26 protein-coding genes are annotated in these 24201 nt (G+C 72.7%); 21 read left to right on the top strand and 5 right to left on the bottom strand.

Annotated features, from left to right (window positions below; translation table 11 throughout):
- Positions 1–56 precede the first annotated feature (56 nt).
- The 3 genes from AC0B61_RS32580 (at position 57) to AC0B61_RS32590 (ending at position 1565) form a co-directional block, all read left to right on the top strand.
- Positions 57–893: a sulfurtransferase gene (locus AC0B61_RS32580; protein WP_471745393.1), complete on the top strand. Its 837-nt coding sequence runs from the start codon at positions 57–59 to the stop codon at positions 891–893.
- A 37-nt stretch (positions 894–930) separates the two neighbouring features.
- Complete coding sequence (locus AC0B61_RS32585) at positions 931–1221, top strand: DUF1416 domain-containing protein (protein WP_471745395.1); 291 nt, start codon at positions 931–933, stop codon at positions 1219–1221.
- 107 nt (positions 1222–1328) lie between these two features.
- A complete protein-coding gene (locus AC0B61_RS32590) occupies positions 1329–1565 on the top strand; it encodes a DUF3099 domain-containing protein (RefSeq protein ID WP_471745446.1) in 237 nt (78 codons plus the stop codon).
- Between the two features lie 14 nt (positions 1566–1579).
- On the opposite strand, the gene AC0B61_RS32595 is transcribed toward AC0B61_RS32590, so the two are convergent.
- On the bottom strand, positions 1580–1942 hold the full coding sequence (locus AC0B61_RS32595; RefSeq protein WP_471745397.1) for a DsrE family protein: 363 nt from the start codon (positions 1940–1942) through the stop codon (positions 1580–1582).
- Positions 1943–2290: 348 nt separating this feature from the next.
- Here AC0B61_RS32595 and AC0B61_RS32600 point away from each other — a divergent pair, with 348 nt between their 5' ends.
- From AC0B61_RS32600 to ygfZ, 3 genes are all read left to right on the top strand, one after another.
- The gene (locus AC0B61_RS32600) at positions 2291–2893 is read left to right on the top strand and encodes a heme-binding beta-barrel domain-containing protein (RefSeq protein WP_471745398.1); all 603 of its coding nucleotides are present in this window, start codon (positions 2291–2293) and stop codon (positions 2891–2893) included.
- A gap of 135 nt (positions 2894–3028) precedes the next feature.
- Complete coding sequence (locus AC0B61_RS32605) at positions 3029–3511, top strand: Fur family transcriptional regulator (protein ID WP_471745399.1); 483 nt, start codon at positions 3029–3031, stop codon at positions 3509–3511.
- A 19-nt stretch (positions 3512–3530) separates the two neighbouring features.
- Entirely contained in the window at positions 3531–4493 is a 963-nt protein-coding gene (ygfZ, locus tag AC0B61_RS32610; RefSeq protein WP_471745448.1) for a CAF17-like 4Fe-4S cluster assembly/insertion protein YgfZ, read from the top strand.
- Positions 4494–4511: 18 nt separating this feature from the next.
- Here the strand turns inward: ygfZ and dtd are convergent, their stop codons facing one another.
- A complete protein-coding gene (dtd, locus tag AC0B61_RS32615) occupies positions 4512–4952 on the bottom strand; it encodes a D-aminoacyl-tRNA deacylase (protein ID WP_471745401.1) in 441 nt (146 codons plus the stop codon).
- A gap of 677 nt (positions 4953–5629) precedes the next feature.
- Here dtd and AC0B61_RS32620 point away from each other — a divergent pair.
- The 3 genes from AC0B61_RS32620 to AC0B61_RS32630 all read left to right on the top strand — a co-directional run bounded on the left by AC0B61_RS32620 (position 5630) and on the right by AC0B61_RS32630 (position 7604).
- Entirely contained in the window at positions 5630–6250 is a 621-nt protein-coding gene (locus AC0B61_RS32620) for an RsiG family protein (protein ID WP_471745403.1), read from the top strand.
- A gap of 74 nt (positions 6251–6324) precedes the next feature.
- Positions 6325–7284 (top strand): asparaginase, encoded by a 960-nt coding sequence (locus AC0B61_RS32625; RefSeq protein WP_471745405.1) that lies wholly within the window; start codon positions 6325–6327, stop codon positions 7282–7284.
- Positions 7285–7394: 110 nt separating this feature from the next.
- Positions 7395–7604: a dodecin gene (locus AC0B61_RS32630; RefSeq protein ID WP_030244507.1), complete on the top strand. Its 210-nt coding sequence runs from the start codon at positions 7395–7397 to the stop codon at positions 7602–7604.
- A gap of 125 nt (positions 7605–7729) precedes the next feature.
- Here AC0B61_RS32630 and AC0B61_RS32635 read toward each other — a convergent pair whose 3' ends face one another.
- Positions 7730–8221, bottom strand: coding sequence for an inorganic diphosphatase (locus AC0B61_RS32635; RefSeq protein WP_030244505.1), 492 nt, complete (start codon positions 8219–8221; stop codon positions 7730–7732).
- Positions 8222–8297: 76 nt separating this feature from the next.
- Between AC0B61_RS32635 and dacB the strand changes: the two genes are divergently transcribed.
- The 6 genes from dacB (at position 8298) to folE (ending at position 16235) form a co-directional block, all read left to right on the top strand.
- Positions 8298–9926: a D-alanyl-D-alanine carboxypeptidase/D-alanyl-D-alanine endopeptidase gene (gene dacB / locus AC0B61_RS32640; protein ID WP_471745406.1), complete on the top strand. Its 1629-nt coding sequence runs from the start codon at positions 8298–8300 to the stop codon at positions 9924–9926.
- An 87-nt stretch (positions 9927–10013) separates the two neighbouring features.
- Positions 10014–11183 carry a zinc-dependent metalloprotease gene (locus AC0B61_RS32645; protein ID WP_471745408.1) on the top strand — a complete coding sequence of 390 codons (1170 nt, stop codon included), beginning with the start codon at positions 10014–10016 and terminating at the stop codon, positions 11181–11183.
- A gap of 301 nt (positions 11184–11484) precedes the next feature.
- A complete protein-coding gene (gene tilS / locus AC0B61_RS32650; protein WP_471745410.1) occupies positions 11485–12612 on the top strand; it encodes a tRNA lysidine(34) synthetase TilS in 1128 nt (375 codons plus the stop codon).
- 71 nt (positions 12613–12683) lie between these two features.
- Complete coding sequence (gene hpt, locus AC0B61_RS32655) at positions 12684–13238, top strand: hypoxanthine phosphoribosyltransferase (RefSeq protein WP_030059589.1); 555 nt, start codon at positions 12684–12686, stop codon at positions 13236–13238.
- Positions 13239–13461: 223 nt separating this feature from the next.
- Entirely contained in the window at positions 13462–15519 is a 2058-nt protein-coding gene (gene ftsH, locus AC0B61_RS32660; protein WP_471745412.1) for an ATP-dependent zinc metalloprotease FtsH, read from the top strand.
- Positions 15520–15629: 110 nt separating this feature from the next.
- The gene (gene folE, locus AC0B61_RS32665; RefSeq protein WP_471745414.1) at positions 15630–16235 is read left to right on the top strand and encodes a GTP cyclohydrolase I FolE; all 606 of its coding nucleotides are present in this window, start codon (positions 15630–15632) and stop codon (positions 16233–16235) included.
- Between the two features lie 29 nt (positions 16236–16264).
- Here the strand turns inward: folE and AC0B61_RS32670 are convergent, their stop codons facing one another.
- A complete protein-coding gene (locus AC0B61_RS32670) occupies positions 16265–17053 on the bottom strand; it encodes a ferritin-like domain-containing protein (protein ID WP_471745416.1) in 789 nt (262 codons plus the stop codon).
- A gap of 163 nt (positions 17054–17216) precedes the next feature.
- Entirely contained in the window at positions 17217–18371 is a 1155-nt protein-coding gene (locus AC0B61_RS32675) for an alpha/beta hydrolase (RefSeq protein WP_471745417.1), read from the bottom strand.
- Positions 18372–18750: 379 nt separating this feature from the next.
- On the opposite strand from AC0B61_RS32675, the gene AC0B61_RS32680 reads away from it, so the two are divergent.
- From AC0B61_RS32680 to AC0B61_RS32705, 6 genes are all read left to right on the top strand, one after another.
- Positions 18751–20592, top strand: a complete 1842-nt coding sequence (locus tag AC0B61_RS32680) for a phosphatidylglycerol lysyltransferase domain-containing protein (RefSeq protein WP_471745419.1) — start codon at positions 18751–18753, stop codon at positions 20590–20592.
- Between the two features lie 69 nt (positions 20593–20661).
- Positions 20662–21588 (top strand): dihydropteroate synthase, encoded by a 927-nt coding sequence (gene folP, locus AC0B61_RS32685; protein ID WP_471745420.1) that lies wholly within the window; start codon positions 20662–20664, stop codon positions 21586–21588.
- 7 nt (positions 21589–21595) lie between these two features.
- Positions 21596–22075, top strand: coding sequence for a nuclear transport factor 2 family protein (locus AC0B61_RS32690; RefSeq protein ID WP_471745422.1), 480 nt, complete (start codon positions 21596–21598; stop codon positions 22073–22075).
- A gap of 247 nt (positions 22076–22322) precedes the next feature.
- Positions 22323–22682, top strand: coding sequence for a dihydroneopterin aldolase (gene folB, locus AC0B61_RS32695; protein WP_030059580.1), 360 nt, complete (start codon positions 22323–22325; stop codon positions 22680–22682).
- Between the two features lie 121 nt (positions 22683–22803).
- On the top strand, positions 22804–23403 hold the full coding sequence (gene folK / locus AC0B61_RS32700; RefSeq protein WP_471745424.1) for a 2-amino-4-hydroxy-6-hydroxymethyldihydropteridine diphosphokinase: 600 nt from the start codon (positions 22804–22806) through the stop codon (positions 23401–23403).
- A gap of 172 nt (positions 23404–23575) precedes the next feature.
- Complete coding sequence (locus tag AC0B61_RS32705) at positions 23576–24064, top strand: DUF3180 domain-containing protein (protein ID WP_471745426.1); 489 nt, start codon at positions 23576–23578, stop codon at positions 24062–24064.
- Positions 24065–24201 lie beyond the last annotated feature (137 nt).

Consider the following 24201-nt stretch of genomic DNA (forward strand, 5'->3'; position numbering starts at 1 on the left):
CCTGAGCAGCACCAGCAGCCCCTTCCGCCAACCGCCCTCGGATGGAGAACCCCACCATGAGCCGCAGCGACGTCCTGGTCGACGCCGACTGGGTCCAGGCCCACCTGGACGACCCGAAGGTCGTCATCGTCGAGGTCGACGAGGACACTTCCGCGTACGAGAAGAACCACATCCGCAACGCCGTCCGGATCGACTGGAAGCAGGACCTGCAGGACCCGGTCCGCCGCGACTTCATCGACCAGGCGGGCTTCGAGGCGCTGCTCAGCGCCAAGGGCATCGCCAACGACGACACCGTCGTCCTGTACGGCGGCAACAACAACTGGTTCGCCTCGTACGCCTACTGGTACTTCAAGCTGTACGGCCACGGTGATGTCCGCCTGCTGGACGGCGGCCGCAAGAAGTGGGAGCTGGACTCCCGCGACCTGGTCGCCGAGGTGCCGGTCCGTCCCGCCACCCAGTACACGGCGCAGGCCGCCGACTCGTCGATCCGCGCCTTCCGCGACGACGTGCTCGCCGCGATCGGCAGCCTCAACCTGGTCGACGTGCGCTCGCCCGATGAGTTCTCCGGCAAGCTGCTCGCCCCGGCGCACCTCCCGCAGGAGCAGTCGCAGCGTCCCGGCCACGTGCCGAGCGCCCGCAACATCCCGTGGGCCAAGAACGCCAACGACGACGGCACCTTCAAGAGCGACGCGGAGCTCAAGGCGCTGTACGAGGCCGAGGGCGTCGACCTGGCGACGGACACCATCGCCTACTGCCGCATCGGCGAGCGCTCCGCGCTCACCTGGTTCGTGCTGCACGAGCTGCTCGGTCAGGCGAACGTCAAGAACTACGACGGTTCGTGGACCGAGTACGGCAGCCTGGTCGGCGTGCCGATCGAGCTCGGCAGCAACTGAGCCCCCGGCTCGACCCGTAAGTCAGAAGGAGACAGACATGTGCGGTGCGAAGGCCGGCGGCCCGGACCTGGCAGGAGTTGACGTGGCGAACGAGACGATCATCCAGGGTTCGGTGACCCGAGACGGCGAACCGGTCAACGGCTACGTCCGGCTGCTGGACGAGGGCGGCGAGTTCACGGCCGAGGTGCCCACCTCGGCGACCGGCCAGTTCCGGTTCTTCGCCCGCCCGGGCAAGTGGACCCTGCGCGCGCTGGTGCCGGGCCAGACCGTGGACCGCAAGGTGGTGGCCTCCCAGGGCACCGCCGTCGAGGTCGCGATCGCGATCTGACCGGTCCGACCAGTACGGACACCACCCGAGGGCCCCTGCCGAGCAGGGGCCCTCGGCCGTACCGTGGAGGGGTGCAGACGAGGCGGCGGCGTCGCTACTACTTCGCCATGATGGGCGTGTGCCTGGGCCTGTTCGTCATGGCCTGGGGCGTGGTGCGGTTCTTCTCGGTCGGCGCGGCGATCGGCATGTGCGTGGTGGCGATGGTGATCCCGCCGGTCGCCGCGGTGTTCGCCAACAAGCGGGATCCGGACGACGACTGGTGGAACGACCCGCGCTGGGAGGACCCGAAGTGGGACGAGCCCGGCCACGACCGGGACCGCCCCGACCACGAGGAACGCCCGTAGGCGTGTCCCGGGCGTCAGTAGACGAGCGCCTGGATGCCGTCCGCCATGATCTCGCTGACGAAGACCTGGGCGCCCGCGATCCGGACGCCCTCGACGGTGTCCTTCTGCTCGATCCCGCGCCGGGCCGCGCACTGCGTGCACAGCGTCACCGAGCCGGCCGCCAGGACGGCGTCCAGCAGGTCCGGCAGCGGCGCCGCGTGCGGCAGTTCGAACTCCGCCGCCCGGTCCGGCAGCGCGAACCACGAGGACTCCCCGGTCAGCCACAGCGACACCTCGATCCCGCTGGCGACCGCCACCGCCGCCACCGTGAACGCCTGCGAGCACCGCTCCGGCGCGTCCGCACCTGCGGTGACCTTGATGACCAGTTTCTTCGACATGGCGCCACCCTAGAGGGCCCGTCACCCCCGCCGTCCGTCATCCCCGGAACCCTTGGGGAAAGCTTGGGCGGCGTGGTAGCGGCGGCGCGAACGACGACGTGGTGGGGCTCACCGCGACCGGCCGGAGCCCGGCCGATACAGTGAGCGGAGCAAAATCCACCACACTGTCGCCGCCTGGGAGCCCCCCGTGTCCGGTCTGGAAATCTTCTTCGCAGGTCTGCTGGTGCTCGTCGCCGTGCTGATCACCTGGTTCGCCATCTTCTCGGTGATGAAGCTGTACCAGGGCCAGCGCTGAGCCTGCCGTACGGTTGAGGCAGCCCCACCCCGACGACGACAGCGACCAGGAACATGATCGAGATCCCTTCCGACCTCCACAAGGACGTCGTCCCGCTCGCCTTCCTCCTCGGCACCTGGGAGGGCGCGGGCGTGTACGCCCCGCTGCCGGGTGACGGGGGCCCGGACGCGGAGAAGTGCAACTTCGGCCAGGAGATCGTGATCCGGCACGACGGCCGTCCCTTCCTGGAGTTCCGCTCCCGCACCTGGGTGCTGGACGACGAGGGCGAGAAGGTCCGTCCGCTGGAGAACGAGCACGCGTTCTGGCGCATCACGAGCAACCACGACGGCACCAGCGGCGTCCGGGGCATCGAGATCTCCTCCGTCCGTGACGACGGCACGGTCGAGATCTGGTACGGCGAGCTGGCCGACGGCAAGCCCCAGGTCGACGTCTCCACCGACGCGGTGGCCCGGATCGAGGGCTCGCCGGAGTACTCGGGCGGCAAGCGGCTGTACGGCTTCGTCAACGGCGAACTGCTCTGGGTCGGCGAGAAGGCGGCCCCGAACGTGCCGCTGCGCCCGTACATGTCCGCGCAGCTGAAGAAGGTGCTCAGCCCGGCCCAGCTGATCAAGGACATCAACGACCTGCCGGACGACGGCATCGCCTTCTTCAAGTAGGCCCGGCGCACGCGGGCGCGGCCCCGGCGGGGCGCGGCGCGCGTGACCGGCACAGTCCGTGCACGAGGTAGGGACCGGCCCGCGGCCGGTCCCTACACTTGCATCAGGAACCCCGACCTTGGCAGGGACAGCACCGTGGCGGACACCGGCACCACCGACTGGCAGCTCTCCGGCGACTGGCACCTTTCCGACGACTGGAAGACCGACCTGCGCGAGCGCGGCTACCGGCTCACCCCGCAGCGGCAGCTCGTGCTGGAGGCCGTCGACGTCCTCGACCACGCCACCCCCGACGAGATCCTCGGCCACGTCCGGCAGACCGCCAGCGGCGTCAACATCTCCACCGTCTACCGGACCCTGGAGCTGCTGGAGGAGCTGGGCCTGGTCTCGCACGCCCACCTCGGCCACGGCGCCCCGACGTACCACCTGGCCGGCCGCCACCACCACCTGCACCTGGTCTGCCGGGACTGCGAGAAGGTCACCGAGACCGGCACCGAGATCGCCCAGCCGCTGATCGACAGCCTGCGCGCCCAGCACGGCTTCGACACCGACCTCAAGCATTTCGCCATCTTCGGCCGCTGCGCCGACTGCACCGCCAAGCTCGCCGACGGCCGGTCGTAAGCTGGCCGGTATGACCGGTGTGAAGAGCCCGCTGCTTGCCCTGCCCGGAGCCGTCCCCGCCGAGGGGGCCGACGAAGGCGTCGCCGCCCACTATGGCGACATCTTCCGCGAGCAACGCAGCCTCGCGCGGGGCACCGGCTTCGTCGACCTCTCGCACCGCGGGGTCGTCACCGTCACCGGCGCGGACCGGCTCGCCTGGCTGCACCTGCTGCTCACCCAGCACGTCAGCGACCTCCCGCCGCAGCAGGCCGCCGAGGCGCTGGTGCTCTCCGCCAACGGGCACGTGGAGCACGCGCTCTACCTGGTGGACGACGGCACCACCACGTGGGCGCACGTGGAGCCGGGCACCCAGGGCGCGCTGGTGGCCTATCTGGAGAGCATGAAGTTCTTCTACCGGGTGGAGGTCGCCGACGCGACCGCCGACTACGCCGTGGTCCACCTGCCGGCCGGCTCCACCGCCTCCGTCGAGGGCGCCGCCGCCGTCCGTGAACTCCCGTACGGGCGTGACCTGTTCGTGCCGCGCGGGGAACTGGGGAAGCTCACCGCCGGGTACGGCCCGGCGGCCGGGATCTGGGCGTACGAGGCGCTGCGGATCGAGGACCACCGGCCCCGGCTCGGCTTCGAGACCGACCACCGGACCATCCCGCACGAGGTGGACTGGCTGGGTACCGCCGTCCACCTGCAGAAGGGCTGCTACCGCGGCCAGGAGACCGTCGCCCGGGTGCACAACCTGGGCCGGCCGCCGCGTCGGCTGGTCTTCCTGCACCTGGACGGCACCGAGGAGACCCTGCCCCCGCACGGCACCGAGGTGCGGCTGTCCACCGACCCGGACGGGCGGGCGCTGGGCTTCGTGACGTCCTCGGCCCGGCACCACGAGCTGGGGCCGATCGCGCTGGCGATCGTCAAGCGCAACGTTCCGGTGGACGCGGTGCTGCTGGCCGGGACGGTGCCGGGCACCCAGGACGTGATCGTCCCGCAGTAGCGCGGGGCGGGCCGGGGCTCAGACCTCGACGAGGACGGTGAACGGGCCGTCGTTCACCAGCGCCACCCGCATGTCGGCGCCGAACCGGCCGGTCTCCACCTTCGCGCCCAGCGCCCGCAGACGGGCGACCACCTCGTCCACCAGCGGCTCGGCGACCGGGCCGGGGGCGGCGGCATTCCAGGTGGGGCGGCGGCCCTTGCGGGCGTCGCCGTACAGCGTGAACTGGCTGATCACCAGCAGCGGGACGCCGAGGTCCGAGCAGCTCTGCTCGACGCCCTCGTCATCGGCCGGCAGCAGCCGCAGCGTCCAGAGCTTGCGGGCCAGTTGGGCGGCCTTGGCGGGGGTGTCGTCGTGGGTGACGCCGACCAGGACGCAGAGCCCGGGCCCCTCGATCGCACCGACGGTCTCACCGGCCACGGTCACCCGGGCCTCGGTCACTCGCTGCACCACTGCTCGCATGCCGCCATTGTGCCGGAGGGCGGTACGGCCGTCGGAGGCCCCCGGGGGCATGGCGGGTGGCCGCGCCAGGGGCCGGTCCGTCACGCTCCTGCGTCCTCGACTCGGCGGCGGCGCCCCCTTCCCGCGCGCCCTTTCCCGCGCGCCCCTCCCCGCGCGGGCCGGGGCCGAATCCGCCCGGCCCCGCCCCGCGCGCCCTCCCGCCGCTCCGTTGTGTCCCCCACATGCGCCCCAGGGGTCGTCCCGGGGCGCACGCGATGGGCGCGCAGAACGGTGGCGCACGCCGTTGGGTGCGAGCCTGCGCCGGTTGGGGCGCCACTCTTCCTGCGGAAAGCACTGGTCATATCAGCCACCCCCGTTCGCCAGGGGGCCGTTCGGGTGCACGGGCGGTGCGCGCGCGCCGGGCGGGGTGGCACGCTGGGGGACGGCAGGAAGGGTCCGGGGCGCCATGAGGTCCGCCGCGCCGGGTCCGGGGTCCGGCCGGGCGGTCGAGCCGGTAGGTCAGGTGTTCTGGCGGTGTCGCCCCGGCGGGTGGTCGCGGCCGGGAGTCGGAACCGCCGGGGGACTCCCGGGCGTGCCGACGGACGGGGACACCGAGCCCGTCGGGGGACGGGCCGGACCGGCGGCAGGGACGGAGTGCCGCGAGCGGGCGGGATCGGACGACGGCAGGTGGTTGGGTGATGGACGCGAGCAGCGCGGCGCGGGACCGGTCCGGGCAGGTGGCGCAGGCCCCCGGAGGCCCGCGCGGTCCGGCGGGGCGCGCGGAGGACGAGCCCGATCTGGAGCGGCTGGGCCTGGACCAGCTGCGGGTGCTGCGCCGGGAGACCCTGGAGCAGGAAGCCGACCTGTCGTACCTGCGGCGGCTGCTGCACGGGCGGATGGACATCCTGCGCGCCGAGCTGGACCGGCGGCCCGGCGCAGGCCCGGTCCGTACGGCCGGTGCGCCCGGCCCCGACCCGGTGCCCGGCGAGCTGCTGGACCGGCTGCCGGCCATCCTGACCGACGCGCCTTCCACGGTGCGGCGCTCGGCTCGGCACGTCACCCTCGGTCCGCCGCGCACCCTGGAGTCCCGGCTGGAGGCGGACACGCTGATGGGCGACGTCCAGCTCGCCGACCTGGCCGCCCACCCGGCCGAGGAACTGCTGGCGGCCCTGGAGCGGCTGCGGGCGCACGAGCGGGAGGTGTCCGGTCGGCGCCGGCGGCTGCTGCGCACGGCCGACGGTTGCAACGCCGAGATCACCCGCAGGTACCGTGATGGGGAAGCACGGGTCGACGACCTGCTCGCAGGGGGGCCGCTCTGACCGGGTGAGTCGCTGCGGGCGGGTGGGGCCCGGCTCGCCGCAGGCCCACCCTCGCCCCGGAAGGCTCAACCGCCATGTCCCAGCTCGCCGTCGCGCCCGTTCTCGCCGAGGTCATACGCTCCGGTTTCGTCGAGGGCCGCCACCACGGGTCGTTGGTGCTGCTCGCCGCCGACGGCTCGGTCGAGTTCGCGCTCGGCGATCCGGACGCGCCGGTCTTCCCGCGGTCGACCGCCAAGCCGTTCCAGGCGGTGGCCACGCTGCGGGCCGGGCTGGCGATCGAGGGGGAGCTGCTGGCGCTGGCGGCCTCCAGCCACTCCGCAGAATCGTTTCACCTCGCCGGTGTGCGGGCCATCCTCGCATCGGCCGGGCTCGACGAGTCGGCCCTGCGCACCCCCGCCGACCTGCCGCTGGACGAGACCGAGGCGGAACAGCTGCTCGCCTCCGGCGGCCGCCGCGCCCCCATCCTGATGGACTGCTCCGGCAAGCACGCCGGCTGGCTGGCCGCCTGCGCGGCCAACGGGTGGGACACCGCGAGCTACCTCGACCCGGCCCACCCGATCCAGCGGCTGGCCCGCGAGGCCCTGGAACAGGGCACCGGCGAGACCCCCGCCCACGCCGGGGTCGACGGCTGCGGCGCACCGCTGCTGGCCGTCTCGCTGACCGGCCTGGCCCGCGGGTACCGCGGCCTGGTGCTGGCCGCCGAGGGCACCGCGCCGCGCCGGATCGCCGACGCGATGCGCGCCCACCCCGAGTACGTGGCCGGCACCCGCCGGGCCGACACCTGGCTGATGCGCGCCGTCCCGGGCGCGCTGTCCAAGATGGGCGCCGAGGCCGTCCAGGTGGTGGCGCTGCCGGACGGGCGGGCCCTGGCCTTCAAGATCGACGACGGCGGCGAGCGGGCCCGCGGCCCGGTGCTGGCGGCGGCGCTGCGCCGGCTCGGGGTGACCGGGGCGGACGAGACCGTCGAGCGGATCGGTGCGGCCCCGCTGCTCGGCGGCGGCGAGCCGGTCGGCCGGGTGCGGGCGGCGTTCTAGGGCCCGTCCGAAGGCCGGTCCGGCGGTCCGGCGGCCGTTGTCGGGGTGCGGGCGGCGCGGGGCCGGTGCACGGTGGACCGGGGGCCGTCGCACAGCTGAGGGAGTCCGCCATGACCGACCATGTGTACCGGGTGACCGAGATCGTCGGGTCCTCGACCGAGAGCGTCGACGCCGCGATCCGCAACGGGGTGGAGCGGGCCGCCCGGACGCTGCGCAACCTCGACTGGTTCGAGGTGGGGCAGGTCCGGGGCCATCTGGAGGACGGCCGGATCAAGCACTACCAGGTCTGCATCAAGGTCGGCTTCCGGCTGGAGGACTGACCCGGCGCGGCCCGTCCCCGGACGTGACGGAGGCCGGGGTTCGCGGACGGATCCGCGAACCCCGGCCTCAGCGCTGTCCCGACCCGCCTCGAACCGTCCTGATCGAACGAGATCGGAACGACGGCTCAGTGGCCGCCCTGCTCCGCCAGACGCTTGATCGAAGCGGTGACCTCGGCCTCGGCCTCGGCGCGGCCGACCCAGTTGGCGCCCTCGACGGACTTGCCCGGCTCCAGGTCCTTGTAGACCTCGAAGAAGTGCTGGATCTCCAGGCGGTCGAACTCCGACACGTGGTGGATGTCGCGCAGGTGCTCCCAGCGCGGGTCGGTCGCCGGGACGCACAGCAGCTTGTCGTCGCCGCCGGCCTCGTCGGTCATCTGGAACATGCCGATGGCGCGGCACTTGATGAGGCAACCCGGGAAGGTCGGCTCGTCCAGGATCACCAGCGCGTCCAGCGGGTCGCCGTCCTCGCCGAGCGTGCCCTCGACGTAGCCGTAGTCGGCCGGGTAGCGCGTCGAGGTGAAGAGCATCCGGTCGAGCCGCAGACGACCGGTCTCGTGGTCGACCTCGTACTTGTTACGAGAGCCCTTCGGGATTTCGATAAGGACGTCGAACTCCAACGGTTCCTCCAAGGTAGGGACTGACAGAATCCAAGTGTCTCCTACGGGAGTACGTGCTCGGGAAAGGGGCCGGTCGGTGGGAGCAGGGGGAGGGGCGGCGCGCCGCCGCAGGGGGACGGCTGCGGGGCTGTTCGGGGCGGCGCTGCTCGTCGCGAGTACGGTCCTGACCTCGGCCGGAGCGTACGCGCAGCCGTCCCCGCCGCCGTCCCCGCCGCCGGGCGGGCACAGCACCGGGCACGGCGAGGACGAGGACCACGACGGCCAGGGCGGCCACGACGGCGGCGACGGGAAGAGGAACGACCAGGGGAAGGGCGGGGCCAGGCCCCGTACCGGCGACAGCCCGGGCGGCACCGCCACCCGCCGGGCCGTGCCGCCCGCCTCCCCCGCCGCCGGTGGCAGCGGTCCGTCCGCCGCGCTCCCGGCCCCCGCGCCGGGCGCGGTGCTGGCCGCGGCCGGCCCGGAGGCCGCGGTCCCCACCGCCCAGGGCCTCCAGCAGGCGCTCGCCGCCGCCCTCGCCGACCGCGGCCTCGGCGACGTCACCTTCGCCGTCGCGGACGCCGCCGACGGCCGCCTCCTGTACGGCTCCGGGGAGAACACCCCGGCCACCCCCGCCTCCACCACCAAGCTGGCCACCTCGATCGCGGCCCTGTCCCTCGTCCCCGGCGACACCCGGCTGAGCACCAAGGTGGTCCGCGGCGCCGACGCGGGCACGATCACCCTGGTCGGCGGCGGCGACCCGACGCTCACCGCCCTGCCCGCCGACCAGGTGCTGATCGGCGGACAGCCCGCCGACGCCGACACCGCCCCCGCGTCGCTGGAGGAGCTCGCCCGGCAGACCGCCGCCGTCCTCGCCGCGGCCGGCACCACCTCGGTCAAGCTCGACTACGACCTGTCGATGTACCCGGGCAACCCGCAGCACAAGAACCACGACGGGCAGAACATCGCCCTGGTCGTCCCGCTGATGGTGGACGAGGCCAAGGTGGACCCGAAGAGCCGCGAGGACGCGCCCGCCCGCGTCGCCGACCCGGCCGGCGCGGCCGCCGGGGCCTTCGCCGCCCTGCTCAGGGCCCGGGGCATCGCCGTGGAGGGCAAGGCCAAGCCCGCCGCCGCCCCGGCCGCCGCGGACGCGCCCGTCCTCGGGCGGGTCGAGTCGCCCACGATCGACCGGCTCGTCGAGCGCCTGCTGACCACCTCCGACAACCAGCTCGCGGAGGCGGTCGCCCGGCAGGCCGCGCTCGCCGCCCACCAGCCGGCCGGCTTCGAGGGGGCGGCCACCGCCGTCACCCAGGAGCTCACCCGGCTGGGCGTGCCGATGGCCGGCGTGCTCCTCAACGACGGCAGCGGCCTGAACCCGGGCAACGCGATCCCGCCCGCGGTGCTGACCCGGCTGCTCTCGCTGGCCGCCTCCGGTCAGCACCCGGCGCTGCGCCCGGTCCTCACCGGCCTCCCGGTCTCGGGCTTCACCGGCACCCTCGGCAAGCGGTACGGCTCCGGTTCCGGGGCCGCCGACGCGGCCGGCCTGGTCCGCGCCAAGACCGGCACCCTGAGCGGCGTCAACACCCTCGCCGGCACCGTCGTCGACGCCGAGGGCCGCCTCCTGGCCTTCGCCGTCATGACCCGCACCCCGGTCACGGCCTCCGCCGACGTCGCGCGCGCGGCCATGGACCGCGTCGCCGCCCAGCTCATCGCCTGCGGCTGCCACTGAGCCGGCCGCCGCCGCCGGCGGGCCCCGGCGGGACGTGTTCGCTGCGGGTGGCTGCCGTTGGTGGTGGGGAGCACGTACGGTGAGGGCATGACGAGCGCGAGTGGCGGTGCTGACATGGTCGACTGGAACCTCGCGGTCGCGACTGCGACCAGGCTGGTGCGGCCGGGGCCCGAAGTGAGCCGGGCGGAGGCGGCGGCGGTGGTCGCCGAGCTGCGCCGGCACGCCCTGGAGGCGGAGGAGCACGTGCGGGCGTTCACCGGCATGCGGTCGTCGAGCCTGGCCCAGGCCGTGGCGACGCCCGTGCTGGTGGTCGACCGCCCCGGGTGGGTGCGGGCGAACGTGGCGGGCTTCCGTACGGTCGTCCAGCCGCTGGTGGAGAAGCTGCAGGCGCGTCGGGCGAACAGCGCGACGGCCGGGGTGTTCGGCGCGGTGGGGGAGAAGGCCACCGGCATCGAGGTCGGGGCGCTGCTGGCGTTCCTGTCGACCAAGGTGCTGGGCCAGTACGAGACCTTCGCCCCGGCCGAGCCCTCGCTGGAGGCCCCGGACAGCCCGGCGGCGCTGTTCGACAAGCCGCGGCTGGGACCGGACGGCCCCGGGCCGGGCCGGCTGCTGCTGGTGGCGCCGAACATCGTGCACGTCGAGCGGGAGCTGGACGTCGACCCGTCCGACTTCCGGCTCTGGGTCTGCCTGCACGAGGAGACGCACCGGACGCAGTTCACCGCGGTGCCGTGGCTGCGCGACCACATCCAGTCCGAGGTGCAGTCCTTCCTGTCCGAGACGGACGTCGACCCGGGCGCGCTGCTGGACCGCCTGCGGGAGGCGGCGGGCTCGCTCGGCGGCCTGCCGGGGGTCGGCGGTCGGGAGGGCGGCTCCTCGAACCTGCTGGAGATCGTCCAGTCGCCCGCGCAGCGCGAGATCCTCGGTCGGCTGACGGCCGTCATGTCGCTGCTGGAGGGCCACGCGGACGTGGTGATGGACGGCGTGGGCCCGGCCGTGGTGCCGACGGTCGCGGAGATCCGGGAGAAGTTCCAGCAGCGCCGGGACCGCGGTGCGAACCGGCTCGACCTGCTGCTGCGCCGGCTGCTGGGCATGGACGCCAAGCTGCGGCAGTACCAGGACGGCGCGGTGTTCGTGCGCGGCGTGGTGGAGCAGGTCGGCATGGAGGGGTTCAACCGGGTGTGGACGTCCCCGAACACCCTGCCGACCAAGGAGGAGATCCACGATCCGGCCGCCTGGGTGGCCCGGGTGGCCCGCTGAGCACCCAGCCCTGACGCGGCACGGCACGGGCACGACACGGCAGGGCGCGAGCCGGGCGGCAAGGGGCGCGGGGCGGTCAAACCCGCTCGTACGAGTGGTCCAATCGGGCAGATGCCGAGTGAAGAAGCGTTTCTTCATTCACCCGAACGTGGGACGGTGGTCGTACCGGTGGCGCGGGTGGCGTAGCGGGTCTCTCCTTTCTGCCACCATCTGTGAGCGCCCGGTAACAGGGTGCATGCAGGTGTGCGGTCCCCGCCGCCCGCCGCAGTCCTGTCCCCCCTCCCTCGAGGAGTCGTCCGCCGTGGGCCCTCACCCCGCCGTCGCCGCGATACGCCTGGCCGTTCGCCGCACGCTCACCGACCTCGCCGCCGAGACCGGTGCCACCTTCACCGCGCCCGCCCGCGAGCCCCGCGAACGCCCGGCCGGGGTGCCGCTGGTCGGTGCCGCCGTCGGCACCACCATGATCGGCAACGCCGCGCGCCACCCGTCCGGACTGCCCCGCACCCCCGCCGCGCCGGGCTCGCCGCTGGTCCTGGTCGCCGTCAGCGGCGGCGCGGACTCGATGGCACTGGCCATCGCCGCCGCCTTCGAGGCCCCCAAGATCGGTCTGCGGGTCGGCGCCGTCACCGTCGACCACGGTCTGCAGGCCGGCTCCGCCGAGCGCGCCGCCCAGGTGGCCGAGCGGCTGCGCTCGCTCGGCCTCGACCCGGTCGAGGCGGTCCCGGTGCGCGTCGGCCGCGCCGGCGGCCCGGAGGCCGCTGCCCGGGACGCCCGCTACGCGGCCCTGGACGAGGCCGCCGAACGCCACGGCGCGATCGCCGTACTGCTCGGCCACACCCGGGACGACCAGGCCGAGACCGTGCTGCTGGGGCTGGCCCGGGGCTCGGGCGCCCGCTCGCTGGCCGGGATGCCGGCCCAGAAGGGCCGCTACCGCCGCCCGCTGCTGGAGCTGGACCGGGCGGCCACCCGGCAGGCCTGCTCCGCCCAGTCGATCCCGATCTGGGACGACCCCCACAACTGTGATCCCGCCTACACCCGCTCCCGGGTCCGCCACGAGGTGCTGCCGGTCCTGGAGAAGCACCTGGGCGGCGGCGTGGTCGAGGCGCTGGCCCGCACCGCCCGGCTGTTCCGCGACGACGCCGACGCCCTCGACCAGTGGGCCGCCCTGGCCGAACGCGACCTCCGTACGGGCGAAGGCACCCTGGACGCCGTGAAACTGGCCGAGCTGCCGTCGGCCGTGCGCCGCCGGGTGCTGCGCCGGGCCGCGCTGCGCGCGGGCTGTCCGGCCGGGGACCTGTTCGCCCGGCACCTGGAGACGATCGACCTGCTGGTCACCGGATGGCGCGGCCAGGGGCCGCTGCACCTACCCGGGGGCGTCGAGGCCACCCGCAGGTGTGGCACGCTGGTCTTTCGGCGGCAGGGCGACTGACGGGCGAGGCATGCCCCGGGGGAGCCGGCCGCCGGCCACACAGACCCCGAACGTTTGAGGACGTATCCCCGGTGGACCAGAACGACATGGGCGCTGACCTCGCGAAGGTGCTCATCAGCAAGGACGAGATCGACGCCAAGCTCCTGGAGCTGGCCGAGCGAATCGACCGGGACTACGCAGGCAAGGACCTGCTGATCGTCGGCGTCCTCAAGGGGGCCGTGATGGTCATGGCCGACCTGGCCCGGGCCCTGCACTCGCAGGTCACCATGGACTGGATGGCCGTCTCCTCGTACGGGATGGGCACCAAGTCCTCCGGTGTGGTGCGGATCCTGAAGGACCTGGACACCGACATCGCCGGCCGTGACGTCCTGATCGTCGAGGACATCATCGACTCCGGTCTGACGCTGTCCTGGCTGCTGGGCAACCTGGGCTCGCGCGGTCCGGCCTCGCTGGAGGTCTGCACCCTGCTGCGCAAGCCGGACGCGGCCAAGGTCGAGATCGACGTGAAGTACGTCGGCTTCGACATTCCGAACGAGTTCGTGGTGGGCTACGGCCTGGACTACGCGGAGAAGCTGCGTAACCTCCCCTTCATCGGTACTCTCGCCCCGCACGTCTACGGCGGCTGAGGGCCCGTTCGGGCTAGGGGCGGGAACAGTACGCCGTTCCCGCCCGTTGCACCGTGGGACAAAGAACAAAGCCGTGTCGCTGCGGTCCCGCCATGGGCGGGTCCGACTGCGGTACGGTCCAATAAACCGCTCTTCACATGAGCACCGACCGGATGCGCCGCGGCTCACAGCCCCACGGCGCCGCTGAGTGGCAGGAGGGACGGGGCGGCAACGCCCCGCATGGATGGACGTCAAGCGATACTTCCGTGCGCCGATCATGTGGATCGTGCTGGCCGTCCTCGCCGTCATCGTCTTGATGCAGGTCGTTTCGGATTCGAACGGCTACAAGACGGTGGACACCGGTCAGGTGGTCGCGGCGATCGACGCGCACAATGTCAAGTCGGCGCAGATCACCACTGGTGACTCGAACACGATCAAGATCCAGCTGAAGGACGGCGCAACGCTGCCCAACGCCGGCACGGGCAAGACCCCGTCCGGCAGCAAGTTCCAGGCCTCGTACATCGGCGACCAGGGCGTCGCGATCGCCGACAAGCTGCAGGCCCAGATCAACGACAAGGACGCGAGCACGCTCGCCGAGGGCTACACCGTCAGCCCGGAGAAGCAGAGCACCTTCGTCAGCCTGCTGCTGTCGATGCTCCCGATCGTGATCATCGTCCTGGTCTTCCTCTTCCTGATGAACCAGATGCAGGGCGGCGGCTCCCGCGTCATGCAGTTCGGCAAGTCGAAGGCCAAGCTGCTCACCAAGGACACCCCGAAGACCACCTTCGCCGACGTGGCGGGTGCGGACGAGGCGGTCGAGGAGCTCCACGAGATCAAGGAGTTCCTGCAGGAGCCGGCCAAGTTCCAGGCCGTCGGCGCCAAGATCCCCAAGGGCGTGCTGCTCTACGGTCCGCCCGGTACCGGCAAGACCCTGCTGGCGCGCGCCGTCGCGGGCGAGGCCGGGGTGCCGTTCTACTCCATCTCCGGCTCGGACTTCGTCGAGATGTTCGTCGGTGTCGGTGCCAGCCGCGTCCGCGACCTCTTCGAGCAGGCCAAGGCGAACGCCCCGGCGATCGTCTTCGTCGACGAGATCGACGCCGTCGGCCGGCACCGCGGTGCGGGCCTGGGCGGCGGCCACGACGAGCGCGAGCAGACCCTCAACCAGCTGCTGGTCGAGATGGACGGCTTCGACGTCAAGGGCGGCGTGATCCTGATCGCCGCGACCAACCGCCCCGACATCCTGGACCCGGCGCTGCTGCGCCCGGGCCGCTTCGACCGCCAGATCGCGGTCGAGCGCCCCGACCTCCAGGGCCGGCTGGACATCCTCAGGGTCCACCAGAAGGGCAAGCCGGTCGCGCCCGACGTCGACCTGTCGGCTGTCGCCAAGCGCACCCCCGGCTTCACCGGTGCGGACCTGGCGAACGTCCTCAACGAGGCCGCCCTGCTGACCGCCCGTTCGGACAAGAAGCTGGTCGACAACGTCACGCTGGACGAGGCGATCGACCGCGTCGTGGCCGGTCCGCAGAAGCGGACCCGGATCATGTCCGAGAAGGAGAAGAAGATCACCGCGTACCACGAGGGCGGCCACGCCCTGGTGGCGGCGGCGTGCCCCAACAGCGACCCGGTGCACAAGATCACCATCCTGTCCCGCGGCCGGGCCCTCGGCTACACCATGGTGCTGCCGGACGAGGACAAGTACTCCACCACCCGCAACGAGATGCTCGACCAGCTGGCCTACATGCTGGGCGGGCGCGCGGCGGAGGAACTGGTCTTCCACGACCCGACCACCGGCGCCTCGAACGACATCGAGAAGGCCACCGCCACGGCGCGGGCCATGGTCACCCAGTACGGCATGACCGAGCGCCTCGGTGCGATCAAGTTCGGCTCGGACAACTCGGAGCCGTTCCTGGGCCGTGAGATGGGCCACCAGCGCGACTACTCGGAAGAGGTCGCCGGGCTGGTCGACGAAGAGGTCAAGAAGCTCATCGAGAACGCGCACAACGAGGCCTGGGAGATCCTGGTCGAGAACCGCGACGTGCTCGACAACCTCGTTCTGGAGCTCCTGGAGAAGGAGACCCTGAACAAGGAGCAGATCGCCGAGATCTTCGCGCCGATCGTCAAGCGCCCGGCCCGGCCGGCCTGGACGGGCTCCTCCCGTCGCACGCCGTCCACCCGGCCCCCGGTGCAGTCCCCGAAGGAGCTGGCGCTCACCAACGGCGCCGCCGCCGCGGCGGACGCCGCTCCGGTGGACATCGTGAAGCTCCCGCCGATGCCGGCCTCCGAGCCGCCGATCGAGGGCTGATCCGGCCCCGGCCCCCAGGGAATGGATGCCGCGTCACCAGGGTTTGTACCCTGGAGGCGCGGCATCCGTGCTGTTCAGCCAGAGTCTTCCCCCATCTAAGCGAGGCCCGCATGATCGACCCGGTGACGCTCGACGGTCCGCCCGCCGTCGGTGCCTTCGACCAGAAGCGGGCCGAGAACGCCATCCGCGAACTGCTGCTCGCCGTGGGCGAGGACCCGGACCGCGAGGGCCTGCTGGAGACCCCGGCCCGGGTGGCGCGTGCCTACAAGGAGATATTCGCGGGCCTGCGGCAGGTGCCCGAGGACGTCCTCACCACCACGTTCGACCTCGGTCACGACGAGATGGTGCTGGTCAAGGACATCGAGCTGACGTCGGTCTGCGAGCACCACCTGGTGCCGTTCCGCGGCGTGGCGCACGTCGGCTACATCCCGTCCACCAGCGGCAAGATCACCGGACTGTCCAAGCTGGCCCGGCTGGTCGACGTCTACGCCCGCCGACCGCAGGTGCAGGAGCGGTTGACCAGTCAGGTGGCCGACGCGCTGATGCGGATCCTGGAGCCGCGCGGGGCGATCGTCGTGATCGAGTGCGAGCACATGTGCATGTCGATGCGCGGCATCCGCAAGCCCGGCGCCAAGACCATCACCTCGTGCGTGCGCGGCCAGCTGCGCGACCCGGCCACCCGGGCCGAGGCGATGAGCCTCATCATCGGCCGGTAGGCAGGGCCGCCAGGCACCGGCGGAACGGCTCAGGGCACCTCGTGCTCCGCGTGCTGCGGAGCCGGGGTGCCCAGTGCGTTGCGGCGCTCGGGCATCCGCAGGGCGACCATCCGGCGCCAGCCGTAGGCGCGGTCGTACAGGTGGAGCGCGTGCACCCCGAGGGTGACGACGGCGAGCTGCCAGCGCGGCCAGCGCAGGATCCGGGCCATCCGGGCGGTGACGGCGAGTCCGACGTCCCGGTGGGTGCGGATCTCGCCGCGGGCGCTGGTCTCCAGGGCGTGCCGGACGTACGGGCCGTGGCCTTCGGCGACCAGCCGCAGCAGTTCCTCGTGGCAGTACGCGAGGTGGTTGTCCTCGTCGGCGGAGATCATCCGCATCGCCCGGCCGAGCTCGGGGTTGTCCCCGTACGCCTTGACCAGCTGGCGCATCTGCTCGGCGGCGCGCTGCTCGGTGACCCGGCTGTGCGCGAGGTAGGTGACGATCTCCCGGTCGGTCAGCGGAACGTCGCTGTTCAGCCGTTCGTGCGAGAGGCCGACGCCCTGGCGCTCCAGCAGCATGCAGTAGTCGGCCTCGTCCGGGACCGGCACCTTGGGCAGGCCGCGCTTGGTCAGGAGCTGGGTGAAGATCCGGCCGTGCTTGCGCTCGTCGGCGCCGTGCCGGGCGATTTTCGGGGCGAGGACCGGATCCCGGGTGAGCACGGCGATCCGCTCGTTCTCCCAGCCGCCCTGGTCCTCGCCGCCGGCCGCGATGCTGCAGAACAGCTGGTACGCCTGGTCGTTCCGGTAGATCTCGTTGAAGAGCGATCGGGTGCTCAGCACGGCGCCTCCTGTGCGGATCCGGGCGGCGCCCGCCGGGCGGCGGGCGGACGGCCGCGATACGTTCCCCCGCGCTGCCGGCCGGCCGGGCCGACCGACGGATAATCACCCGCACGAGCGAGGGCCCGTCTTCACACCCCCGCCTGCGGGGGTGTGGACGGGCCCGTCAGCCCAGGTGTGAGCCCAGCCACTCCAGCGAGGCCGGCAGCTCCCGGGTCCAGCTGTCGAAGTTGTGGCCGCCGTCGTCCAGGTAGAGCGAGTCGGCCCTGAACTGCGGATTGGTCGCCATCACCTGGGTCGCCTGGTCGACGAACTGGACGGTCTGCGGGTAGTCGCCCTCCTTGCGGGTGGAGACCACCAGCAGGTTGAGCGTCGGCACCGGCAGGTTCTGCAGCCGCCAGCCGAGGTCGTGCTGCTGGGTCAGCGCCTTGTCGCCGTTGAAGAGGTCGCCGTTGGTGTAGTTGTCCTGGCGCACGGTGAAGTCGCCGTGCAGGCTCGCCGCGCTGCCGAAGACGTCCGGGAAGCGCATCGCCAGGCGCAGTGCGCAGCTGCCCCCGGTGGAGTAGCCGAAGGTCGCCCAGGAGCCGGCGGTGCGGCCCACCCGGTAGGCGCTGCGGACGGCCTCGGGGACGTCCTTGACGAACCAGGTCTCGGTCCGCGGGCCCCCGGGGACGTCCACGCACTCGGTGTCCCGGGAGGGGACGACCGCGGGGCGGGCCATCACCAGGACGGTCGGCGGCATCTTGCCGGAACGCTGCAGTTCGATCGCGGTCTGGGCGAAGGGGAGCTCGTGGAGCAGGTTCAGCGTGGTGCCCGGGAAGCCGGCGATGGCCAGCAGGACGGGGAAGCGGACCAGGGCGAACTTCGGGTCGAAGTACTCGGGCGGCAGGTAGACGAACATCTGGTCGGAGAAGCCCGTCTCCTTGCCGCTGACCCGGACCGACTCGACCTTGCCGACCTCCTCGGGCGTGCCCTTCGGCAGGTTGGTGATGCTCTCCAGACCGCCCTCGTTGGTGGGCTGGACCAGCGTGTCGCCGACCGGGGTGCCGCCCTTGTGGTTCTCGTTGCTGGTCAGCGCGAGCTTGGCGCCGCCGGGGCTGAGCAGGTCGTCCCAGGAGGTGTAGAACCCGAAGGAGTTGTTCACCGACAGCGCGAGCACGGCGAGGACCGAGACCTGAACCGCCGTCAGCAGGCCGATCCGGCCGAGCACCGGCAGCGGGCGCTGCCTCGCCAGCCGGGGCCAGATCCACAGGGTGGTGACCAGGGCCGCGGCGCCGAGCGCGAGCAGCGAGTTCACCAGCGCGTCGCTGGTCAGTTCCATGCCGTCGGCCTTCCGGTGGGACACTGTCGGTGCGGCTTCATCGTCTGGCGGTGCGTCAGCCCGGGCCACCGCAGCTAGGCTGTCCGGACGCTTCGGGAGGGGGGCGGAAGGGCGGGGGCGTCACGGGCAACCGGCGCCCTAGAATGCGGCGTCCACCGTACGTAACTCGTCCCGGAGGGTCCTGCCGCGCCACGCTGCGGCAGCCCCCCGGCTCCCACCGCCGGCTCAACCCGCAGCGTGTCCCACCGCCCCGGTTTACCGACCGTTTCCGGGTCCTTGGTATGCGCATTGCCTCATGAAGGAATAGGCATGAAGGTCCATCACGCGTCCTCCCCCGGAGTGAGCGGACACCGCACCGCAGCCTCTACGCTGAGCTTCCATGAGCGTTCCCGTGTCCGTTGAGCCGAGCCCCGAGCAGCCGCCGCGCCGTCGCCGCGGCCTGCAGACGCTGCGCAACCAGGCGGCCGCCGTTCCGAGGGCCTGGCTCCCGGGCGCGGTCGGCTACGCCTGTCTGCTGATCGGGCTGGTGGACATCGTCAGTGCGGTGTTCCCCAAGCTCCGGCACACCAGGATGCACACCTTCGCCGGGCAGCTGCCGGGCGGCACGACCAGCCTGGCCGCGGTCGGCACGCTGATGGTCGGCATCCTGCTGGTGCCGCTCGCGCACGCGCTGCGCCGGCGCAAGCGGCGGGCCTGGCGGGCGGTCTGCGTGCTGCTGCCGCTCGGCGCGGCGCTGCACATCGTGCGCTGGCACCAGGTCGGCCCGGCGGTGGTCTCGCTGGTCGTGTTCGCGGTGATGCTGGTGCACCAGCGCGAGTTCTACGCCAAGGCCGACCCGCGGACCCGCTGGCGCGCGGCCGTCAACCTGATCGTCATGGGCTTCCTCAGCGTGCTGCTCGGCCTGCTGATCGTGAGCACCCGCACCAAGTACGAGATCGGCCACCCGGGCCTGACCGAGCGGCTGCAGCACGTCGGGTACGGACTGTTCGGCTTCGAGGGCCCGATCCGCTACACCAATGAGCGGATGTCCGACCTGGTCGCCTACCTGCTCGGCGGGCTCGGCCTGCTGACCGCCTTCACTACCGCCTACCTGGCGCTGCGTCCCGGCAAGCCGAAGCCCGAGCTCACCGCGGAGGACGAGGAGAAGGTCCGCGCGCTGCTGGCGCGGCACGGCGAGCGCGACTCGCTCGGCTACTTCGCGCTGCGCCGCGACAAGAGCGTGCTGTTCTCCCCCACCGGCAAGGCCGCGATCTCCTACCGGGTGGTCTCCGGCGTGATGCTCGCCTCCGGCGACCCGGTCGGCGACGTCGAGGCCTGGCCGGGCGCGATCAAGGTGTTCATGGCCGAGGCCCGCGAGCACGCCTGGGTGCCGGCCGTGATGGGCTGCAGCGAGGTCGGCGGCGAGGTGTGGACCCGGGAGGCGGGCCTGGACGCGCTGGAGCTGGGCGACGAGGCCATCGTCGACACCTCCGCCTTCTCGCTCTCCGGCCGTGCCATGCGCAACGTCCGCCAGATGGTCAAGCGGATCGAGCGCAACGGCTACTCCTGCAAGGTGCGCCGGGTCTCCGAGCTCACCGCCGAGGAGAAGTACCGGATCGCCGACGCCGCCGCCCGCTGGCGCGGCACGGACACCGAGCGCGGCTTCTCGATGGCGCTGGGCCGCTTCGGCGACCCGCTGGACGACGACTGCGTGGTGGTCACCGCCCACAAGGACCCGGAGGAGGGCGAGACCGGCGACGACCTGAAGGCCGTGCTGCACTTCGTGCCCTGGGGGCCGGACGGCATCTCGCTGGAGCTGATGCGCCGCGACCGCGCCGCCGATCCGGGCCTGAACGAGCTGCTGATCGTCGCAGCCCTGCAGGAGGTGTCCGCGATGGGCATCCGCCGGGTGTCGCTCAACTTCGCGATGTTCCGCTCGGCACTGGCCCGCGGTGAGCGGATCGGTGCGGGCCCGGTGCTGCGCGCCTGGCGCGGGCTGCTGGTGTTCCTGTCGCGCTGGTTCCAGATCGAGTCGCTGTACAAGTTCAACGCGAAGTTCCAGCCGGAGTGGGAGCCGCGCTTCCTGGTCTTCCCGAACACCCGGGACCTGCCGCGGATCGGCTTCGCCGCCATGCAGGCGGAGGCGTTCATCACCCTCGGCATGCCGCGCTTCGGCCGCAAGCGCCAGCGCGAGGGCCTGATGCCGGTCCCGTCGACCCGCGACGTCACCGAGGCCGCCTGAGGCACTCGGGCAGTGCACACGGCCCCCGCCGGGAATCCCCGGCGGGGGCCGCGTTCGATAATGGGAGGCATGAGCACTTCGCCGTCCTTCTCCCTGCCGGCCGGTCTGCCGCGGCTCGAACGCTGCGCCGTGATGGGCGTGGTCAACGTGACGCCCGACTCCTTCTCGGACGGCGGACTCTGGCACGACCCCGCCAAGGCGATCGCGCACGGCCTCGCGCTGCGGGCCCGCGGCGCGGACCTGGTGGACGTGGGGGGTGAGTCCACCCGGCCGGGCTCGCAGCGGGTGCCGGAGGACGAGGAGCTGCGCCGGGTGGTCCCGGTGGTGCGTGAGCTCGTCGACGCCGGGGTGGCGGTCTCCGTGGACACCATGCGCGCCTCGGTCGCCGAGCAGGCCGTGGCGGCCGGCGCCGTGATCGTCAACGACGTCTCCGGCGGGCTCGCCGACCCGGCGATGGCCCGGGTGGTCGCGGAGACCGGCGCGCCCTTCGTGGTGATGCACTGGCGGGGGCAGTCCGCCGACATGGAGAAGCTGGCGGTCTACGGCGACGTGGTGCGCGACGTGGTCGCCGAGCTGACCGACCGGGTGGACGCGCTGCTGGCGGCCGGGGTCAAGGAGGACCAGCTGATCCTCGACCCCGGGCTCGGCTTCGCGAAGACCGCCGAGCACAACTGGGCGCTGCTCGGCCGGCTGGACGCGCTCACCGCGCTCGGCCGTCCCGTCCTCGTGGCGGCTTCGCGCAAGCGGTTCCTGGGTACGCTGCTCGCCGACCCGGCAACCGGGGAACTGCGCCCGGCCCGGGAGCGCGACGACGCGACGGCCGCGGTGTCGGTGCTGTCGGCGCAGGCGGGAGCCTGGGCGGTGCGGGTGCACGACGTGTCCGGCACGGCGGACGCCGTCCGGGTGGTCGCCGCCTGGCAGCGCGCGGCACGGTTGGGCCCCTCCGGCCCGAAGGCGGACGCGGAGGGCGGGCGAGGGAGGGTCTGTGACAGGTGACGGCAGGTTGAGCGGCGGTACGGCCGGACGGGCCCGCGAGGCGGACCTGGAAGCGGTGCTCGCGGCGAACCGAGGACTGTACGAGGCGTTGGAGCGGGGGGACCTGGAAGCGGTCGAGGAGGCCTGGCTGGGCGCCGGGGACGCCGACGACAAGGGCGGCGTGGTGTGCGTGCACCCCGGCTGGCCGGTGCTGCGGGGGCGGGCCCAGGTGACCCGCTCGTACATGCTGATCATGGCGAACACGGAGTACATCCAGTTCTTCCTGACCGATGTCGAGGCCGAGGTGCACGGTGATGTGGCCCTTGTCACGTGCACCGAGAACATCCTGTCCGGCGGCGAGGCGGAGGAGGAGGGCGAGCTCGGACCGCTGGTCGGCGGGAAGGTGGTCTCGACGAACCTGTTCCGCCGTACCCCGGCCGGGTGGAAGCTCTGGTCGCACCACGGTTCACCCGTTCTGACCAGCGGCGACGAGGACGACGACGACTGATCCCGGCCGCCGCGGGGAGACGGCGCCGGGCGGCCGCCCGGGAATTGCCGAGTGGCCACCGAACGTTCACGTCAATCGCCATTGCGGTGCGCGTGGCGTCGTTTGCCGCCGGGTAGGACGGTCAGGCGTTGTCCGTGCTCACGGGTAGATTCGAAACGGAGTGGCGGGCGTGCTGCCCGCCTTCGCCCTGCCCGTCCATGCCTTCGTCCGGGCGGGGCCCGTCCGACTGGGAGCAGTGATTCGTTTGCTGGACCGCGTCACCCTGCGGGGGCTGCGAGCCCGGGGCCACCACGGCGTCTTCGAACGCGAGCGCGTCGAGGGCCAGACCTTCGTGGTCGATCTCGTGCTGTACCTGGACACCCGCCCCGCCGCGTCCGGAGACGACCTCACCCGCACGGCGCACTACGGCATCGTGGCCGAGGAGGTCACCGCGATCATCGCCGGTGAACCCGTCGACCTGATCGAGACCCTGGCCCAGCGCATCGCCGACCAGTGCCTCAAGCACGAAGCGGTCGAGGAGGTCGAGGTCACGGTGCACAAGCCGGACGCCCCGATCACCGTGCCGTTCGACGACGTGACCGTGACCATCCACCGGGGCCGCGCATGACCCCCACCGCGCGCCCGGTACCCGATGCAGAGGGAATCTTTCGAGTGAGCGAGCGAAACAAGCGACCCGTCGAGCGGCGCGCAGGGGCGACCGCCCCTGCCCAGCGAAACGAGGCGGGCGCATGAGCACCAGCGACCCGATCGCCCCGCCGAACGCGTTCGACCTGGAGAGCCGGGTGGACTCCGCCGACACCACGCTGCACAGCCAGCGCTGCGCGGTGATCGCGCTCGGCAGCAACCTGGGCAACCGGCTGGACACCCTCCAGGGCGCCGTGGACGCGCTCGCCGACACCCCCGGGCTGAAGATCAAGGCCGTCTCCGCGGTCTACGAGACCGCGGCCCTCGGCGGCCCCGAGGAACAGCCGAACTACTACAACGCGGTCGTGGTGCTGCGCACCTCCCTGCCCCCGCAGGACCTGCTGGAACGCGGCAACGCGATCGAGGACGCCTTCGGGCGGGTGCGGACCGTCCACTGGGGCCCGCGCACCCTGGACGTCGACATCCTGGCCTACGAGGGCGTCCTCAGCGACGACCCGCAGCTGCTGCTGCCGCACCCGCGCTCGCACGAGCGGGCCTTCGTACTCGCTCCGTGGCTGGACGCCCAGCCGGAGGCCGAGGTGCCCGGGCACGGGCGGGTCGACGCGCTGCTGCACGCGCTCGGCGGGCCGGACGCGCAGGGCGTGAAGCGCCGCGAGGACATCCGGCTGACGCTGCCGGAGTAGGCGCTCGCGGCCGTGCGCCGGGGAACTCGGCCGGGGGCCCGGCCGTACGAGTAGGTGTCCGCCGTTCGTGCGGGTGTCCGCCCGGCCGGGCCCGGTACGGTGGCCTGGCGCCGCCGCGTCGGGTCACCGGGCGGCCGGTCGGCTCTGGTACCCCGGGAAGGACCCCCTCCGAGTGAAGCTGCTTCGCCTCCGCCTGCTGATCGGCATCACCGCGGCCACGACGGCGCTGTCCTGGGCCGGCTCCAAGCTGTGGGCCTCCCTGGACACGCTGCCGGCCGTGCCGGGCGCGGCGCCGGTGGTGCTGGCGGCGGTGGCGGTGATCCTGCTGGCGACCGCGCTGTCCCTGCGGTCCCGGTTGAAGGCGGCGCGCGAGCGCCAGCCCGGCGCCAAGGGCGTCGACCCGCTGCTGGCCGCCCGGGCGGTGGTGCTGGGGCAGGCCAGCGCGCTGGTCGCGGCGGTGGTCACCGGCGTCTACGCGGGCGCGGGGATCTACCTGCTGGGCGAGCTGGACGTGTCGGCCCGCAAGGACCAGGCCGTCACGGCCGGGTTCGCGGTGCTGGCGGGGGCCGCGGTGATCGCCGCCGCGCTCTGGGTCCAGCACGTCTGCAAGCTGCCGGAGAACCACGACGACCCGGGCGGTCCGGCGGCGTCGCACCGCTGAGCGGGTCGAGCGGGTTGAGCGGGTCCTTCTTCGTGATCTCGAGCTTCGTGATCTTGGGTGAGAACGCGGGCACGTGCGGGAGAAACCGCACCCTGTCAAGGGCAGAAGAGGACCCTGGGCTGACAGGGCCCCAATTC

The sequence above is a fragment of the Kitasatospora sp. NPDC023385 genome (assembly GCF_055664045.1).

Bases quoted from the DNA above. Each gene is read 5' to 3' on its own strand.
- AC0B61_RS32645 (WP_471745408.1), top strand. From the start codon at position 10,014: ATGACGAGCGCGAGTGGCGGTGCTGACATGGTCGACTGGAACCTCGCG.
- AC0B61_RS32580 (WP_471745393.1), top strand. From the start codon at position 57: ATGAGCCGCAGCGACGTCCTGGTCGACGCCGACTGGGTCCAGGCCCAC.
- AC0B61_RS32590 (WP_471745446.1), top strand. From the start codon at position 1,329: ATGATGGGCGTGTGCCTGGGCCTGTTCGTCATGGCCTGGGGCGTGGTG.
- AC0B61_RS32680 (WP_471745419.1), top strand. From the start codon at position 18,751: ATGAGCGTTCCCGTGTCCGTTGAGCCGAGCCCCGAGCAGCCGCCGCGC.
- ftsH (WP_471745412.1), top strand. From the start codon at position 13,462: ATGGACGTCAAGCGATACTTCCGTGCGCCGATCATGTGGATCGTGCTG.
- AC0B61_RS32585 (WP_471745395.1), top strand. From the start codon at position 931: ATGTGCGGTGCGAAGGCCGGCGGCCCGGACCTGGCAGGAGTTGACGTG.
- AC0B61_RS32600 (WP_471745398.1), top strand. From the start codon at position 2,291: ATGATCGAGATCCCTTCCGACCTCCACAAGGACGTCGTCCCGCTCGCC.
- folE (WP_471745414.1), top strand. From the start codon at position 15,630: ATGATCGACCCGGTGACGCTCGACGGTCCGCCCGCCGTCGGTGCCTTC.
- folP (WP_471745420.1), top strand. From the start codon at position 20,662: ATGAGCACTTCGCCGTCCTTCTCCCTGCCGGCCGGTCTGCCGCGGCTC.
- AC0B61_RS32675 (WP_471745417.1), bottom strand. From the start codon at position 18,371: ATGGAACTGACCAGCGACGCGCTGGTGAACTCGCTGCTCGCGCTCGGC.
- AC0B61_RS32595 (WP_471745397.1), bottom strand. From the start codon at position 1,942: ATGTCGAAGAAACTGGTCATCAAGGTCACCGCAGGTGCGGACGCGCCG.
- AC0B61_RS32625 (WP_471745405.1), top strand. From the start codon at position 6,325: ATGTCCCAGCTCGCCGTCGCGCCCGTTCTCGCCGAGGTCATACGCTCC.
- AC0B61_RS32630 (WP_030244507.1), top strand. From the start codon at position 7,395: ATGACCGACCATGTGTACCGGGTGACCGAGATCGTCGGGTCCTCGACC.
- AC0B61_RS32620 (WP_471745403.1), top strand. From the start codon at position 5,630: ATGGACGCGAGCAGCGCGGCGCGGGACCGGTCCGGGCAGGTGGCGCAG.
- folK (WP_471745424.1), top strand. From the start codon at position 22,804: ATGAGCACCAGCGACCCGATCGCCCCGCCGAACGCGTTCGACCTGGAG.
- dtd (WP_471745401.1), bottom strand. From the start codon at position 4,952: ATGCGAGCAGTGGTGCAGCGAGTGACCGAGGCCCGGGTGACCGTGGCC.